This is a genomic window from Brachybacterium sp. Marseille-Q7125 (assembly GCF_023062615.1).
Taxonomy (GTDB): Bacteria; Actinomycetota; Actinomycetes; order Actinomycetales; family Dermabacteraceae; genus Brachybacterium.
In genome coordinates, this window is record NZ_JALLAL010000019.1 from 19,227 (window position 1) to 33,434 (window position 14,208).

Annotated in this window: 12 protein-coding genes; 5 read left to right on the forward strand and 7 right to left on the reverse strand. The window is 69.8% G+C overall.

What is annotated here, in order from left to right; translation table 11 throughout:
• Nucleotides 1–22: 22 nt before the first annotated feature.
• From gcvP to gcvT, 3 genes are all read right to left on the reverse strand, one after another.
• A complete protein-coding gene (gcvP, locus tag MU407_RS06615) occupies nt 23–2,962 on the reverse strand; it encodes an aminomethyl-transferring glycine dehydrogenase (protein ID WP_246956307.1) in 2,940 nt (979 codons plus the stop codon).
• 111 nt (nt 2,963–3,073) lie between these two features.
• Nucleotides 3,074–3,445, reverse strand: coding sequence for a glycine cleavage system protein GcvH (gene gcvH, locus MU407_RS06620; protein WP_102237266.1), 372 nt, complete (start codon nt 3,443–3,445; stop codon nt 3,074–3,076).
• Nucleotides 3,446–3,487: 42 nt separating this feature from the next.
• The gene (gene gcvT / locus MU407_RS06625; protein WP_246956309.1) at nt 3,488–4,621 is read right to left on the reverse strand and encodes a glycine cleavage system aminomethyltransferase GcvT; all 1,134 of its coding nucleotides are present in this window, start codon (nt 4,619–4,621) and stop codon (nt 3,488–3,490) included.
• 243 nt (nt 4,622–4,864) lie between these two features.
• On the opposite strand from gcvT, the gene MU407_RS06630 reads away from it, so the two are divergent.
• Nucleotides 4,865–5,518: a GNAT family N-acetyltransferase gene (locus tag MU407_RS06630; protein WP_246956311.1), complete on the forward strand. Its 654-nt coding sequence runs from the start codon at nt 4,865–4,867 to the stop codon at nt 5,516–5,518.
• Nucleotides 5,519–5,530: 12 nt separating this feature from the next.
• On the opposite strand, the gene MU407_RS06635 is transcribed toward MU407_RS06630, so the two are convergent.
• Nucleotides 5,531–6,763 (reverse strand): arginine deiminase, encoded by a 1,233-nt coding sequence (locus MU407_RS06635; RefSeq protein WP_102237268.1) that lies wholly within the window; start codon nt 6,761–6,763, stop codon nt 5,531–5,533.
• 154 nt (nt 6,764–6,917) lie between these two features.
• On the opposite strand from MU407_RS06635, the gene MU407_RS06640 reads away from it, so the two are divergent.
• Nucleotides 6,918–7,757: an aldo/keto reductase gene (locus MU407_RS06640; RefSeq protein WP_102237269.1), complete on the forward strand. Its 840-nt coding sequence runs from the start codon at nt 6,918–6,920 to the stop codon at nt 7,755–7,757.
• On the forward strand, nt 7,754–8,524 hold the full coding sequence (locus MU407_RS06645; protein ID WP_102237270.1) for a Sir2 family NAD-dependent protein deacetylase: 771 nt from the start codon (nt 7,754–7,756) through the stop codon (nt 8,522–8,524). Before MU407_RS06640 ends, MU407_RS06645 begins: the two co-directional genes overlap by 4 nt.
• A 40-nt stretch (nt 8,525–8,564) precedes the next feature.
• Here MU407_RS06645 and cysE read toward each other — a convergent pair whose 3' ends face one another.
• Both cysE and cysK read right to left on the reverse strand, forming a co-directional pair.
• Nucleotides 8,565–9,146: a serine O-acetyltransferase gene (cysE, locus tag MU407_RS06650; protein WP_246956313.1), complete on the reverse strand. Its 582-nt coding sequence runs from the start codon at nt 9,144–9,146 to the stop codon at nt 8,565–8,567.
• Between the two features lie 5 nt (nt 9,147–9,151).
• The gene (gene cysK / locus MU407_RS06655) at nt 9,152–10,081 is read right to left on the reverse strand and encodes a cysteine synthase A (RefSeq protein WP_246956316.1); all 930 of its coding nucleotides are present in this window, start codon (nt 10,079–10,081) and stop codon (nt 9,152–9,154) included.
• Nucleotides 10,082–10,249: 168 nt separating this feature from the next.
• On the opposite strand from cysK, the gene MU407_RS06660 reads away from it, so the two are divergent.
• Both MU407_RS06660 and MU407_RS06665 read left to right on the forward strand, forming a co-directional pair.
• Entirely contained in the window at nt 10,250–11,674 is a 1,425-nt protein-coding gene (locus tag MU407_RS06660; protein WP_246956318.1) for a cellulase family glycosylhydrolase, read from the forward strand.
• A 1-nt stretch (nt 11,675) separates the two neighbouring features.
• Nucleotides 11,676–13,100 (forward strand): MFS transporter, encoded by a 1,425-nt coding sequence (locus MU407_RS06665; RefSeq protein WP_246956320.1) that lies wholly within the window; start codon nt 11,676–11,678, stop codon nt 13,098–13,100.
• Here the strand turns inward: MU407_RS06665 and trpS are convergent.
• Nucleotides 13,081–14,154: a tryptophan--tRNA ligase gene (gene trpS, locus MU407_RS06670; protein ID WP_102236564.1), complete on the reverse strand. Its 1,074-nt coding sequence runs from the start codon at nt 14,152–14,154 to the stop codon at nt 13,081–13,083. The genes MU407_RS06665 and trpS overlap by 20 nt on opposite strands.
• Between the last annotated feature and the right edge of the window lie 54 nt (nt 14,155–14,208).

Genomic DNA, 14,208 nt, shown 5'->3' on the forward strand with positions numbered 1-14,208 from the left:
GGGCTGAGCGCGCGAGGGAACCTCAGCCCTCGAGCGGCCAGGTGGGCACCAGGTTGCGGTCGCCGAAGGCCTGCTCGATGCGGCGCACCGGCGGCCAGTACTTCGCCTGGACCCGCATGGCCCGGGTGTCGTGCACGGCCGGGTCCTCCGCGGTGGCATGGATGCCCGGGTAGACGGCGACCTCGCGGGAGTAGGGGTGGGTCCACTCTTCGACTGCGACCGACGCTGCGGTGTGCGGGGCGTTCACCAGCGGGTTGTCGTCCTTGGGCCACTCCCCCGCCACAACCTGCTCGGCCTCCTTCGCGATCATGAGCATCGCGTCGACGAAGCGGTCGATCTCTGCGAGGTCCTCGGACTCCGTCGGCTCGACCATGAGGGTGCCCGCCACGGGGAAGGACATCGTCGGGGCGTGGAACCCGTAGTCGATCAGACGCTTGGCGACGTCATCGACGGTGATGCCGGTGCGGTCGGTGAAGGGCCGCAGGTCCACGATGCACTCGTGGGCCACCAGGCCGTTCTCCCCGGTGTAGAGGATCTCGAAGGACTCCGAGAGGCGCTTGGCGGTGTAGTTCGCCGCGAGCACCGCGGAGGCGGTGGCATGCCGCAGACCCTCCGGGCCCATCAGGCGGATGTACGTCCAGCTGATCGGCAGGATCGACGGGGAGCCGTAGGGCGCCTGGGAGACGGGCTTGCCGCCGTGGACCTGATCGCCCTGGCCCGCGACCGGATGTTCGGGCTTTTGCATCGCGAAGTGGCCGGGCAGGAACGGCGCCAGATGCGCCTTCGCGCCCACCGGGCCGACGCCCGGGCCACCGCCGCCGTGTGGGATGCAGAAGGTCTTGTGGAGGTTCAGGTGGGAGACGTCTCCGCCGAACTCACCGGGCTTGGCGACCTGCAGCAGCGCGTTGAGGTTCGCGCCGTCCACGTACACCTGGCCGCCCGCATCGTGCACCAGCTCGCACACGGTGCGCACCTCGGATTCGTACACGCCGTGCGTGGACGGGTAGGTGATCATGATCGCGGCGAGCTGATCGCCGTGGTCCTTGATCTTCTGCTTGAGGTCATCGAGGTCGATGTTGCCGCCGGCATCGGAGTCCACGACCACCACGCGCAGGCCGGCGTTGACGGCGCTGGCGGCATTGGTGCCATGTGCGGAGGAGGGCACCAGGCACACGTCGCGCGATCCCTCGCCGCGGGAGGCGTGGTAGGCGCGGATCGCCAGCAGGCCCGCGTACTCGCCCTGCGAGCCGGCGTTGGGCTGCAGCGTGACGGTGTCGTAGCCGGTGAGGTCCGTCAGCCAGGTCTCCAGCTGGGTGATGAGGTCCAGGTAGCCGGCCACGTCCTCGCGCGGGGCGAAGGGGTGGATGGCGTTGAACTCGGGCCAGGAGATGCCGGCCATCTCGGTGGCGGCGTTCAGCTTCATGGTGCACGAGCCCAGCGGGATCATGCCGCGGTCCAGCGCGAAGTCGCGGTCCGCGAGGCGGCGCAGGTAGCGCATCATCGCGGTCTCGGAGCGGTAGGAGGAGAACACCGGGTGCTGCAGGAACGGATCCTCGCGCACCAGGGAGTCCCAGCCCGCGCCGGAGGTGACCTCGGCCAGCTCCTGGCCGGGCTCGCTGGCGTAGGCGTCGAAGGCTGCGGCGATCGAGCGCACATCCTCCGCGGTGACGGTCTCGTCCAGAGATAGGTGCACGCGGTCATCGCCGATGGTGTGCACCAGGAACCCGGCGTCCTTGAGGCTCGCGGCGACGTCATGCGCCTGCCCTGTGACCTGCACCTCGAGGGTGTCGAAGAAGGCTTCGTTCGCCAGCTGGAAGCCGCTGCGGCGCAGCACATCGGCGAGCCGGGCGGTGTGATCAGCGACGGTGCGGCCGATCCGGGTCAGCCCCTCCGGGCCGTGGTAGACGGCGTACATCGCTGCCATCACCGCCAGCAGCACCTGTGCGGTGGTGATGGAGCTGGTGGCCTTGTCGCGGCGGATGTGCTGCTCGCGGGTCTGCAGGGACAGGCGGTAGCCGGGGTTGCCGTCGGCGTCCTTGGAGACGCCGACCAGGCGGCCGGGCAGCTGCCGCTCGAGGCCCTTGCGCACGGCGACGAAGCCGGCGTGGGGGCCGCCGAAGCCGAGCGGGATGCCGAAGCGCTGGGTGGTGCCGACGGTGACATCGGCCCCGAGTGAGCCCGGGGAGGCGAGCATGGTCAGAGCCAGCAGGTCCGCGGCCACGATCGCGATGGCCTTGGTGGACTTGACCTGCTCGATCACCGTGCGGGGATCCCAGATGCGGCCGGAGGCGCCGGGATACTGGATGAGCGCACCGAAGTACTCGCCCTCGGGCGCGCCCTCGGTCGCGAAGTCGACCTCGCGCAGCTCGATGCCCAGGCCCTCCGCACGACCGGCGAGGACCTCCTTGGTGGCCGGCAGCGCGTCGGCGTCGACGAGGAACACGTTGCCGTTGCGCTTGGCGGTGCGGCGGGCCAGCATCAGCGCCTCCGCCGCGGAGGTGGACTCATCCAGCGTTGAGGCGTTGGAGATGTCCATACCGGTGAGGTCGCAGACCATGGTCTGGAAGGTCAGCAGCGCCTCCAGACGGCCCTGGCTGATCTCCGGCTGGTACGGGGTGTAGGCGGTATACCAGGCGGGGTTCTCCAGCACGTTGCGCTGGATCACCGCGGGGGTGTGGGTGCCGAAGTACCCCATGCCCATCAGGGAGCGGCGCACGGTGTTGCGGGAGGCGAGCGCCTTCAGCTCGGCGAGCGCCGCCGGCTCGGTGATCCCGGCGGGCACGGCGGAGGCAGCTCCGGCGGGCCCCTCCTCGAGCAGGATGGTGCCGGGCACCGCGGCCCGCAGCATCTCGTCCAGCGACTCGAAGCCGAGCACCTCGAGCATGTGCCGCTGGGCGGCGGAATCGGTGCCGACATGGCGGCGGACGAAGGAGTCGTGGTCGGACACGGGCGATGCGGTCATAGAGTCGAAGTTCCCCTGCTCAGAAGCGGACGTACATGGGTGATGACGGTGGGGTCGGGCGGGCCGACATGACGGGCGGGCGGCCGCAATGCGACCGCCCGCCCGGTGGGATCAGGACTGGGTGATGGCCTTGTAGCCGGCCTCGTCCAGGAGATCCTCCGGCAGAGACTCGAAGCGAGCCTTGATCAGCCAGCCATCCTCGAAGGGCGAGGAGTTGACCAGCTCGGGGCTGTCCACGACGGCCTGGTTGACCTCGGTGACGGTGCCGCTGAGCGGAGAGAACAGGTCGGAGACGGACTTGGTGGACTCGATCTCACCCATCTCGGTGTGGGCGGAGATCTCATCGTCCACCTCGGGCAGGTCGACGTAGACGACGTCACCGAGCTGCTCGGCGGCGAAGTCGGTGACGCCGATGACGGCCAGGCCGTCGGACTCGACGCGCACCCACTCGTGGTCCTTGGAGTAGAGAAGCTTGTCAGACATGAGGGTCCTTCCTTCAGGTGTCCTTGCGGGAGATGGAGTGGATCAGGATCGGGAGTAGAAGGGCAGCTCGACCACGCGCGCGGGCAGGTCCTTGCCGCGCACGTCGATGATCAGCTCGGTGCCGACCTCAGCCGCGGCGGGGTCCACGTAGGCCAGGGCGATGGGATAGCCGAGGGTGGGTGAGAGGGCGCCGGAGGTGATCTCACCGACCTCGCGGCCTTCGGCGTCGCGCACGGTCGAGCCAGCGCGGGCGGCCCGTCGACCTTCGGCGACCATGCCGACCAGGACGGGGCGCGAGCTGACGTCGGCGTTCTCGACGCCGGAGCGGCCGACGAAGTCCTCCTTGGACTTCAGGGCCACGACGCGGCCCATGCCCGCCTGGGCGGGGTAGAGATCGCGCGAGAGCTCATTGCCGTACAGCGGCATCCCGGCTTCCAGGCGCAGGGTGTCGCGGCAGGCCAGGCCGCAGGGGGTGAGGCGCTCGCCACCGGCGGCGGTCAGCTGCTCCCACAGCGCTGCGGCGTGCTCGGTGGGCACATACAGCTCGAAGCCGTCCTCACCGGTGTAGCCGGTGCGGGCGATCAGCAGCTCGCCGCCGCGGTAGGTGCCGGTGGTGAAGCGGTAGTACTTCATCTCCGTGATGTCCTCACGGGTGAGCGCCTCCACGCCGGAGTCCGCGGCGAACAGCGTATCCAGGAGGATCTGCTCGCTTGCGGGGCCCTGCACGGCCACCAGGGCGGTGGCCAGGGAGCGGTCATCGACCTCGACATCGAAGCCCTCGGCTCGCTCGCGCAGCGCGGCGGCATCGGCCTCAGCGTTGGAGGCGTTGGCGACCACGAGGAAGTGGTCCTCGGCCAGGCGGTAGGTGATGACGTCGTCGATGATGCCGCCGTCCTCTGTCAGCAGCAGCGAGTATTTCGCGCGGCCTACGCTCATGGCGGACATCTTCCCGGCCAGGGCGTGGTCCAGGGCGGCCGGGGCCTCCGGGCCGATCAGGTGGATCTCGCCCATGTGGCTGAGATCGAACAGTCCCGCGCTCTCGCGCACCGCCCGGTGCTCGGCGAGATCGGAGTCGTATCGCACGGGCATCCGCCACCCGGCGAAGTCGGTGAACGTCGCTCCCAGCGACTCGTGGACGGCCTCAAGCGGCGTGCTGCGCAGGTCCTGCTCGACCATGGTGCTCCTTCGTGTCATCTCCGACGTCCGGGCAGCGGTGCCGACGTCTCGGCGCAGGCCGAGAGGCCGGTGGCACGCCACCCCGCTGTGTCGCAGGCTCACCATACCGGCCCCGGTCCGCTCGCGACGCCGTGTCGAGGGGATGGGGCCACCGTCAGAGCACCTGCTATCCGGGGGAGCCGACACCGGTGTCGGGCCCGAAGCCCCGCGTGGCCCGTCGGCCCCCTGTGTACGGTGGGGGACGTGGCGAAGGAAGGCACGAGCGACTGGCCGGTGCGGATCCGCAGCGAACGGCTGGTGATCCGCGAGCCGGGCGACCCTGATCGCGCGGCGATGATCCGGCTGATGACAGATCCCGTCACCCGCGAATACCTCGGTGGCGCGGTGGATTACTCCTCTCGCCAGGCGCTCGAGCTGTCCCCGCTGGGACTCACGTGGGGACGCTGGGTGCTGGCCGTGCCCATCGGCAGAGGGACCGACGGCGAAGGGGCCGCCGATCCGACGACCGACGATGCGGGCACCGGCGATCCGACGGCCGACGATGCGCCCGATCAGATGATCGGCTCGATCACCCTGGACTATGACCGCGGGGAGCTCGAGCTGTCCTACGCCCTGCTGCCCGAGTGGAGCGGGCAGGGCTACGCCGCCGAATCATGCCTGGCGGTGCTGGGCTGGGCGCGGGAGAACCTCGAGGACGACCACGTGATCGCTGTCAGTCAGACCCGCAACAAGCGCTCGGTGGCGCTGCTGCGACGCCTGGGCTTCACGGTCCGCAAGGGCCTGGAGGAGTTCGGCACCCAGCAGCTGCTCATGGAGCGGTCGCTGACCGAGCCGCTGCCCGCGAGCACGGCGGGGATGCAGAGCGACTCCGATCCCCCGCCGCCCTCTCGGGACTGACGGGCTAGGCGCTCAGCCGCGCTCGACCGGGCAGCTCATGCAGCGCGGCCCGCCGCGACCGCGGCCCAGCTCATCCCCGGCGAACTCGAGCACCTCGACGCCCTGGTCGCGCAGGTACTCGTTGGTGGCGGCGGCCCGCTCGTAGGCGACGACCTTGCCGGGCGCGAGGGCGAGCACGTTGCAGCCGTCATCCCACTGCTCACGCGCTGCGGCATAGGGATCCAGCGGCGGGGTGAGCACCCGCAGGCGCTCCACTCCCAGGCCCCGGGCCAGCACCTCGTCCATCTCATCGGCGGCGCGGGCGCGCGAATTCAGGCGGTCCCCGCTGCGCGTGATCTCGAAGGTCTCGAGCATCCCGAGCGGACCGAAGCGCAGCATCGACTCCTCATCCACCACGGTGGTGACGGTGTCCAGGTGCATCATGGAGCGCTTATGCGGCAGGGCGATCGCGATCACCCGCTCGATCTGCCCATCGCCCAGCACCCCGGCGGCCAGACGCTCGACCCCCACCGCGCTCGTGCGCTCGCTCATGCCCACGGCGACCACGCCCGGCGAGAGCATCATGACGTCGCCGCCTTCGACGGTCGCGGCCCCCGCGCCGTCGCGGCCCAGAACACGGCGCGGCCCCGCCGAGCCCGCGAACTGTGGGTGGTGGCGGTAGATGAGCTCGAGGTGGAGGCTCTCGCGTCGGCGCGCGGGGCGGTGCATGGGGCTGACGGAGACGACGTCCCCGATCCAGGCGGAGGAGTCGCGGGTGAACATGTGGTTGGGCAGCGGGTCCAGCACGAGGTGCTCGGGGCCCTTGTGCTGGAGGGCGATCGACCGCGGGCTCACGCCCAGCTTTTCGAGCTCCTCGATGGTCAGTCCGCCGATGAGCACATCGACCAGGTGCTGCGCATCCAGGCCCGTGAGCGCGGCGCGCAGATCCTGCACGGCGAGGTCCCCGAGCACGGCGGGGTCCAGGCTGCGCTCGAGCAGCGTCTCGCGCACCTCGGCATCGGCCAGAAGGTCCACCAGCAGCTCGGTCAGGTGCAGCACCTGCACGCCCTGCTCCTCGAGCAGGGTGGAGAAGGCGCGGTGCTGGGCGTCGGCGCGATCGCGCCACAGGATCTCGTCGAACAGCAGCTCCTCGCGGCTGTCCGGGGTGAGACGCTCGAGCTCGGGCCCGGGCCGGTGCAGGATCACGCGGCGCAGGGGGGAGATCTCATCGTGCACCCCGGCGCGCGGGGCGGTGCTGGTGGTCATCGGGTCCTCATCGTCCGTCGGGCCAGGAGGGCGCCGACGTCCGTGTCGCCGCCGTGAGCACGTTAGCAGAGGTCGGCCCGGTCCCGGCGCGGGATGACTACCCTGGAGGCACCCCGATCCACCGCTGGTATCGCGACCGACATTGGAGGCCGACGTGACCGCACTGTCCATTCCCACCACCGCTCTCGCCGATGGCACGCCCTTCCCGCTGATCGGCTTCGGCACCTCGAGCGTGAAGGGCGCGGACGGCTGCCGCGCGATCGCCCAGGCGCTGCGCTCGGGCTACCGCCTGCTGGATACGGCAGCGCAGTACGGCAATGAAGCCGCCGTGGGGCAGGCGGTCCGGGACTCCGGGGTGGATCCTGATGAGGTGCTCGTGACCACGAAGATCGCCGGCGGCGATCAGGGCCGGGAGGCTGCGCGCGAGGGGTACCTGGCGTCGCTGCGGCGCCTGGGCCTGGAGCGGACGGCGCTTGTGCTGATCCATTGGCCGAACCCCTCCCGCGGGCTGGCGCTGGAGACGTGGCGCACCCTGATCGACCTCAAGGAGGAGGGGCTCACCGCGCATATCGGCGTCTCGAACTTCCGGCCCGAGCAGGTTATGGAGCTGATCGACGCGACCGGTGTAGCGCCGGAGGTGAACCAGATCCAGCTCTCCCCCGCCCTGCCGCGGCGTGAGGCGGTGGCGTTCCATCGTGAGCGCGGGATCGTCACCGAGGCGTGGGGGCCGCTGGGAGGACGCGAGGGCCTGGCTGAGCAGTTCGCGCTGCGCAAGGTCGCGGCAAAGCACGGCGTGAGCACCGCACAGGTCTCCCTGCGCTGGGCGATCGACCAGAACATCGTGGTGATTCCGAAGTCCTCCGATCCCGATCGGCAGATCAGCAACGCCACCCTCGAGGGCGTGCAGCTCGATGATGCGGACCGTGAGCTGCTGGCGTCCCTGGATCTGGGTGAGGACGCCGCCTGGGACTCTCGCGAGCACGAGGAGTGGTGAGCCCCGCCCGTTTCACGCCGGGCCCGTCGCATCGGGAGATCGTCTTCCTCACGGGCTCGGGCATCAGTGCGCGCACGGGGATGGGCACGTTTCGGGGGCCCGACGGGCTGTGGGCACTCGAGCCGGAGACCGAGGAGGCGATGCATGCCGACCGGCTGCCGGGCTCCCTACCGCGGCTGTGGGAGGTGTGGGGACGCATGGCCAGAATCGGCATGGACCACGGCCCCACCCCGGGCCATCGGGCGATCGCACGGCTCGAGGCACCGGTGATCACGCAGAACATCGACGGGCTGCATCAGGCAGCCGGGTCCGAGATCGTCGCCGAACTGCACGGCAGCGCGCTGCGCGCGGTATGCCTGGGGGCGGACTGCCGCTGGAGCGCACCGGTGACGCCCGGCGCTGGATTCTCCGCGGAGGATCACGGGGTGCCCTCGGCGTGCCCGTGGTGCGGGAAGCCGACACGGCCCGATGTGGTCCTGTTCGATGAGCAGCTGCCGGAAGCAGCGCTCGACCTCGCTCTGCGCCTCGCACAACGAGCGGATCTGTTCGTCGCGGTGGGAACGTCGGGGACCGTATTCCCCGCCGCGCAGCTCGCACCGCTGGCGCGGGCGCACGGGGCCACCACAGTGCTCGTGGACATCGCCCCTCCCGAGGCCTCGCGGACGATCTTCGACCACGTCATCGCCGAGGACGCGCACGACGTGCTCCCGGATTGGGAGCGGCGGCTGCACAAGGTGGGCGGCACGAGTTTCCTGGACCCGTTCTAGAACAGCTCCTGAAGGCGCCCACGCGCACGGCCCCCTGGCCTCAGATCCAGATCGCGGGGTCCATGTGGTCATCGGGCTGCGCGGCACCGCGCCGCACCTGGGCGGGGACGCCGACGGCGGTGGCGCGAGCGGGGACGTCCTTGACGACGACCGCGTTGGCGCCCACCTGCGAGCCGTCCCCCAGTTCGATGGGTCCGAGCACGCGGGCGCCGGCGCCGATCACGACCCCATCGCCGACGGTGGGGTGGCGCTTGACGCGCTCCATGGAGCGCCCGCCCAGGGTCACGCCGTGGTAGAGCATCACGTCATCCCCCACTTCGGCGGTCTCCCCGATCACCACGCCCATGCCGTGATCGATGAAGAAGCGTCGGCCGATCTGCGCCGCGGGATGGATCTCCACCCCCGTCACCGAACGGGCTCCCTGCGCGAGCACCATGGCGCTGCGCCGCGCTCCCCGCTGCCAGAGCCGATGCGCCAGGCGATGCGTCCAGATCGCGTGCAGCCCCGGGGAAGTCAGCAGGATCGTGAGGTCATCAGTCGCTGCCGGATCGCGGCGATGGGCCGCGGCAAGATCCTCCCGGACTCTCGCCACCGCGCCACGCGCCGCCTCCATCAGCCCCATGCCGATCAGTCCCGATACTCGGCATACAGCGGGGTGGACAGGTAGCGCTCACCGAAGGAGGGAACGACCACGACGATCAACTTCCCGGCCATCTCGGGGCGGGAGCCCACGCGCACGGCCGCCTCGATCGCGGCGCCCGAGGAGATGCCCACCAGCAGGCCCTCGGTGCGGGCCACGGCGCGGGCGCGCTCCATCGCGGTCTCGGCGTCGATGTCCTGGATCTCGTCGTAGATCTCCTGGTCCAGGACGGTGGGCACGAAGTTCGCGCCGAGCCCCTGGATCTTGTGAGGGCCGGGGGCGCCGCCGCTGAGGATCGGCGATTCGGCGGGCTCGACGGCGATCACGCGCAGCGCGGGCTTGCGCTCCTTGAGCACCTGGCCAACCCCGGTGATGGTGCCGCCGGTGCCGATGCCGGCCACGAGCGCATCGACCTGCCCGTCGGTGTCCGCCCAGATCTCCTCCGCGGTGGTGCGGCGGTGGATCTCGGCGTTGGCGGGGTTGTCGAACTGGCGCACCTGGACAGCGCCGGTTTCCTCGGCGATCTGCTCGGCCTTCGCGACAGCGCCCTTCATGCCCGCGGCGGCCTCGGTGAGCTGGAGCTCGGCACCGAAGGCGCGCAGCAGCATGCGGCGCTCCATCGACATCGACTCCGGCATCGTCAGGATGACCCGGTAGCCACGGGAGCTACCGATCATGGCCAGGGCGATGCCAGTGTTGCCGCTGGTGGCCTCGACGATGGTGCCGCCGGGCTGCAGCTGTCCGGACTGCTCGGCCGCGTCGATCATGGCCAGGGCGATGCGGTCCTTGACGGAGGCGGCGGGGTTGAAGAATTCGAGCTTCGCCGCCACGGTGGCCTGCACGTCCTCGCCCAGGTGATTGAGCTTCACCAGCGGCGTGCGGCCCACCAGCTGGGAGACGTCGTCATAGATGGTCATGGTGATCCTCCGTCCCGGAAGCCTTCCGGCAGGCTCCAAGAATTGCTTAGGGTCATCATAACGAGAACCGCCGGGGGTGGCCAGGCATCAATCAGCACCGGTGAGGGCCGTCATAGGCTTGCTACAGTCAGGTCAGGACGACGCGAGGGAGCGTCGGGGAAGGCCGCCTTGAGACTGAGCACCCATGGAGCCGCGCTGCGTGATGAGCACGACCGGCACCGCATCCTCCACGGCATCAACCTGGTGGCCAAGGGCCGTCCCGGCGCCACTGACCCCGCCGCCTTCCATGGCACGTGGCAGCAGGAGGATCTCGAGCATCTCGCCGCACTCGGGCTGGACAGCGTGCGCCTGGGTCTGAACTGGGCCGCAACCGAACCCTCCCCCGGCGAATACTCCACCGCGCATCTGGACTGGATCTGCGCGCAGCTGGACGCCTGTGAGCGCGCGGGCCTCACGGTCGTGCTCGATGCGCACCAGGACCTCTACTCCCAGCAGTTCGGCAACGGCGCCCCAGCCTGGGCCACCCTCACCTCCCACCCCTTCGAGGCCACCGAGCTGTGGAGCGACGCCTACCTCACCTCCCCCGCCGTCCACGAGGCCTATGCCGCGTTCTGGGCAGATGCCCCGGGCCCGGAGGGCGTCGGGATCCGCAGCCGCTTCGCCGCGATGTGGGGCGCGGTGCTGGACCGCTGCGCCGGGCACCCCGCGCTGATCGGCTGCGATGTCCTCAACGAACCCACGCCCGGCAACGCGGCACCGCAGATCCTCGGCGCCCTCGTGCTCGCGATCGCCGACGTGCTCGGCGAGGATCCCGCCACGATCGCCGCGGACCTCGAGGACCCCGAGCGGAAGTTCGCGCGATTGCAGGACATCGAGGATCCCGCAGTGCACCGGGCGATCGGGGATCGCGTGGCCCCGCTGCTGGCACCCTTCGAGACTGGCCCCGTACACGCGCTGTACACGCAGGTGGCGAAGCAGATCCGGGCCCGCGATGAGCAGCTGCTGATCCTGCGCGAGCACTCGTACTTCTCGAACATCGGCGTGCCCGCGGCCATTCCGCTGCTCGAGGACGCCACCTGGGCGTACTCCCCGCACGGCTATGACCTCGTGGTGGACACCCCGGCGATGCCACTGGCGAGCGATGCGCGGATCTCCACGATCTTCGACCGCGCCGCCGAGACCGCCGAGCGCCTGGCCGTGCCGGTGATCGTCGGGGAATGGGGCGCCTTCGAGCAGCACACCGGCATCGCCCGGCATGCCCGCCATCAGCTGGATCTCTTCGACCGCCGCTCCTGGTCCTGGTTCTACTGGTGCTGGTCGGAGGGCTTCGCGGGCAGCGAGGCCGCACAGATGCTGGACCGGCCGCGCGCCATCGCCGTGGCCGGCACGGACCTCATCGCCGCCGGCACACCGGACGGCTCCTGGGAGGCGCGCTGGCAGGGCACCGACGGCACCGCTCCGAGCGAGTTCCGGGTGCGGCCTGAGCTCACCGTGACGCTCCAGGTCGACGGAGACCAGGTCTCCGTGCACCGCCGGGGCGACCGGGTGCTCATCGACCCCCGGGAGGGCGCCCACCACCTGCGGACGAGCTGAGATGTCAATGCCGTGGAAACGGCGGGCGCTGCTGGCCACCCCACTGCCCGCCGCGTGGATGTCCTCGGTGATCATCCACAACCTGTACGTGAAGTTCTACACCGACGTGGTGGGACTGGACACCCGCTACGTCGGCTGGGTGTACCTGGCCTTCAACATCTGGAACGTCCTGAACGACCCGGTGTTCGGGGTGCTGCTGGACAAGATGCGCTATCGCCCCGGTAAGGGAAAGTTCCTGCTGGTGATGCGGGTGACGATCCCCTTCCTCCTGTTCGGGCTGATGGCGATGGCGTGGACGCCCTCCACCTGGTCACAGGGCGCGATCCTCGCCGTGTTCCTGCTGGAGCTGTTCATCTTCGATGTGGCCGCGACGCTCTACCTGATCTCGGCCACGAGCTACGTGTACCTCGCCGCACCCACCCGCGAGGACCGTATCGACGTGGAGGTGATGCGCTCCTGGATCGGCAACGCGATCTCCTCGGTGGCGACGATCGTGGCGACCCAGCTGCTGGTGGGCGATGCGATCACCGAACGCCTCATCCTGAACGTGCTGGTCATGGGTGTCGTACTGGTCAACGGCATCTTCTACCTCATCGCGGCCTTCGCGCTGAAGGATCCCCCGGAACTGTATGAACACGGCGACGGCGGCACCGCTCATATCACCGGCTCCCGGCTGCGGCAGGACCTGCTAGAGATCCTGCGTCTACGGGCGTTCTGGGCGCTGTTCGGACACGGGCTCACCTTCCTGGCGCCCATGGGGATCTACTTCACCGCCTTCCTGTTCTTCATGGATGACGTCATCGGCTCCACCGGCACGCAGGCCACGATCGCCGACGTGGGATCGATGCTCATCGTTCTTGCGCTGCTGCCCCTCGTGGCGCGGATGATCAAACGGGTGGGATCGCGCACCGCGCTGTGGCTGGCGACCCTGCCATACCTGGCGGGCTTCACAGCGCTACTGCTGCTGGCCGAACGCTGGTTCCATGTACTGGCCTGCTATGTGCTCATCATGGCCGGGCGCTACATGGTGACGATCTCCACCTCCACCCTGGATGCTGCGCTCATCGACGACGACGAACGCCGCACCGGGATCCGCAAGGCCGGCACGATCGCCTCGGTGAGGGCCCTGCTGACAGCGCCGGTGGCAGGCACCCAGATGGTGATCTACATGGCGATCCTCAACCACGGCGGGTACATCTCCGGGGCCGCGGAGCAGACGGCCTCTGCCCAGGAGGCGATCCGCTGGGCGACCGCCGGGGTGCCGATCCTCTTCGCGCTGCTGGGGCTGCTGCCTCTGGCGCTGCTGCCCTATTCGCGTGAGCGCGAGCGAGAGCTCTCCCTCTGGTCCGAACAGCAGCGAGCTCGTGAAGGCACTGCCGTGTCCGGGCCCAAGGGGTCCCGTGAGGTCAATACACCATCCCCATGAGCTCGCGGACCCGCTGCAGGGTCGCATCGGCCTCCGCGTTGGCCCGCTCGTTGCCGCGACGGAGCACCTCGAACAGGTACCCCGGGTCCTGCTCGAGCTCTGCCCGGCGCTCGCGCAGCGGACGCAGGTGCTCATTGAGGACTTCGGCGGTGTACATCTTCAACGTGCCCGCGCCCTTGTCGCCGATCTCCTCGGCGATCTCCTGCGGGGCGCGGCCGGAGCATTCCGCCGCAATCGTCAGCAGGTTCGCGACCTCCGGGCGGCCCTCGGGGTCGAAGGTGATGAGCCGATCGGAATCGGTCTTTGCCTTCTTGATCTTCTTGAGCGTCTCATCGGCCGTCATCCTCAGCATGACGGTGTTGCCGCGGGACTTGCTCATCTTGTGCTCCCCATCCAGGCCCAGGATCGTCGGCGCCTCGGAGAGCAGTGCCGAGGGCGGCGCGAAGTACTGCTCGCCGCCCGCATAGCGCTCATTGAAGCGCCGGGCGATCACTCGGGTCTGCTCGATATGGGGCAGCTGGTCGCGCCCCACGGGCACGAGGTTGCCGTGGCAGAACAGGATGTCGGCGGCCTGGTGGACGGGGTAGGTCAGCAGCAGTCCGCCCATGGCGGACTTCCCTGCTGCGGCGAGCTCCGCCTTCACGGTGGGGTTGCGCTCCAGCTCCGGCTGGGTGACCAGGGACAGGAACGGCAGCATGAGCTGGTTCAGGGCCGGGACGGCGGAGTGGGTGAAGATCGTGGAGCGCTCGGGGTCGATCCCGGCGGCGAGGTAGTCGGTCAGCAGCTCGCGCACCGAGCCCTTGATGTCTCCGATGACATCGCGGTCGGTGATCACCTGGTAGTCCGCGACGATCAGCCAGGTCTCCACGCCCATGTCCTGGACGCGCACGCGGTTGCGCAGGGATCCGAAGTAGTGGCCGATGTGCAGGGCACCGGTGGGCCGGTCCCCGGTGAGCATGCGCAGCCCGGAGGGGTCCTCGCCGATCTTCCGCCACAGGGCATCGCTGCGCTCCGCAGCGGTGTCATAGCTGGTGCGGGTCTGGGCACCGGCGATGGTCTGGTCGTCAGCGGGCACGGCGGGGGCATCGTTCGAGGAGGTCACCGGGCC

Excerpts from the sequence above, each read along its gene's own strand:
- cysK (WP_246956316.1), bottom strand. The coding sequence starts at position 10,081 with ATGACCATCTATGACGACGTCTCCCAGCTGGTGGGCCGCACGCCGCTG.
- gcvH (WP_102237266.1), bottom strand. The coding sequence starts at position 3,445 with ATGTCTGACAAGCTTCTCTACTCCAAGGACCACGAGTGGGTGCGCGTC.
- MU407_RS06635 (WP_102237268.1), bottom strand. The coding sequence starts at position 6,763 with ATGACCACCAGCACCGCCCCGCGCGCCGGGGTGCACGATGAGATCTCC.
- gcvT (WP_246956309.1), bottom strand. The coding sequence starts at position 4,621 with ATGGTCGAGCAGGACCTGCGCAGCACGCCGCTTGAGGCCGTCCACGAG.
- cysE (WP_246956313.1), bottom strand. The coding sequence starts at position 9,146 with ATGGGGCTGATGGAGGCGGCGCGTGGCGCGGTGGCGAGAGTCCGGGAG.
- MU407_RS06665 (WP_246956320.1), top strand. The coding sequence starts at position 11,676 with ATGTCAATGCCGTGGAAACGGCGGGCGCTGCTGGCCACCCCACTGCCC.
- gcvP (WP_246956307.1), bottom strand. The coding sequence starts at position 2,962 with ATGACCGCATCGCCCGTGTCCGACCACGACTCCTTCGTCCGCCGCCAT.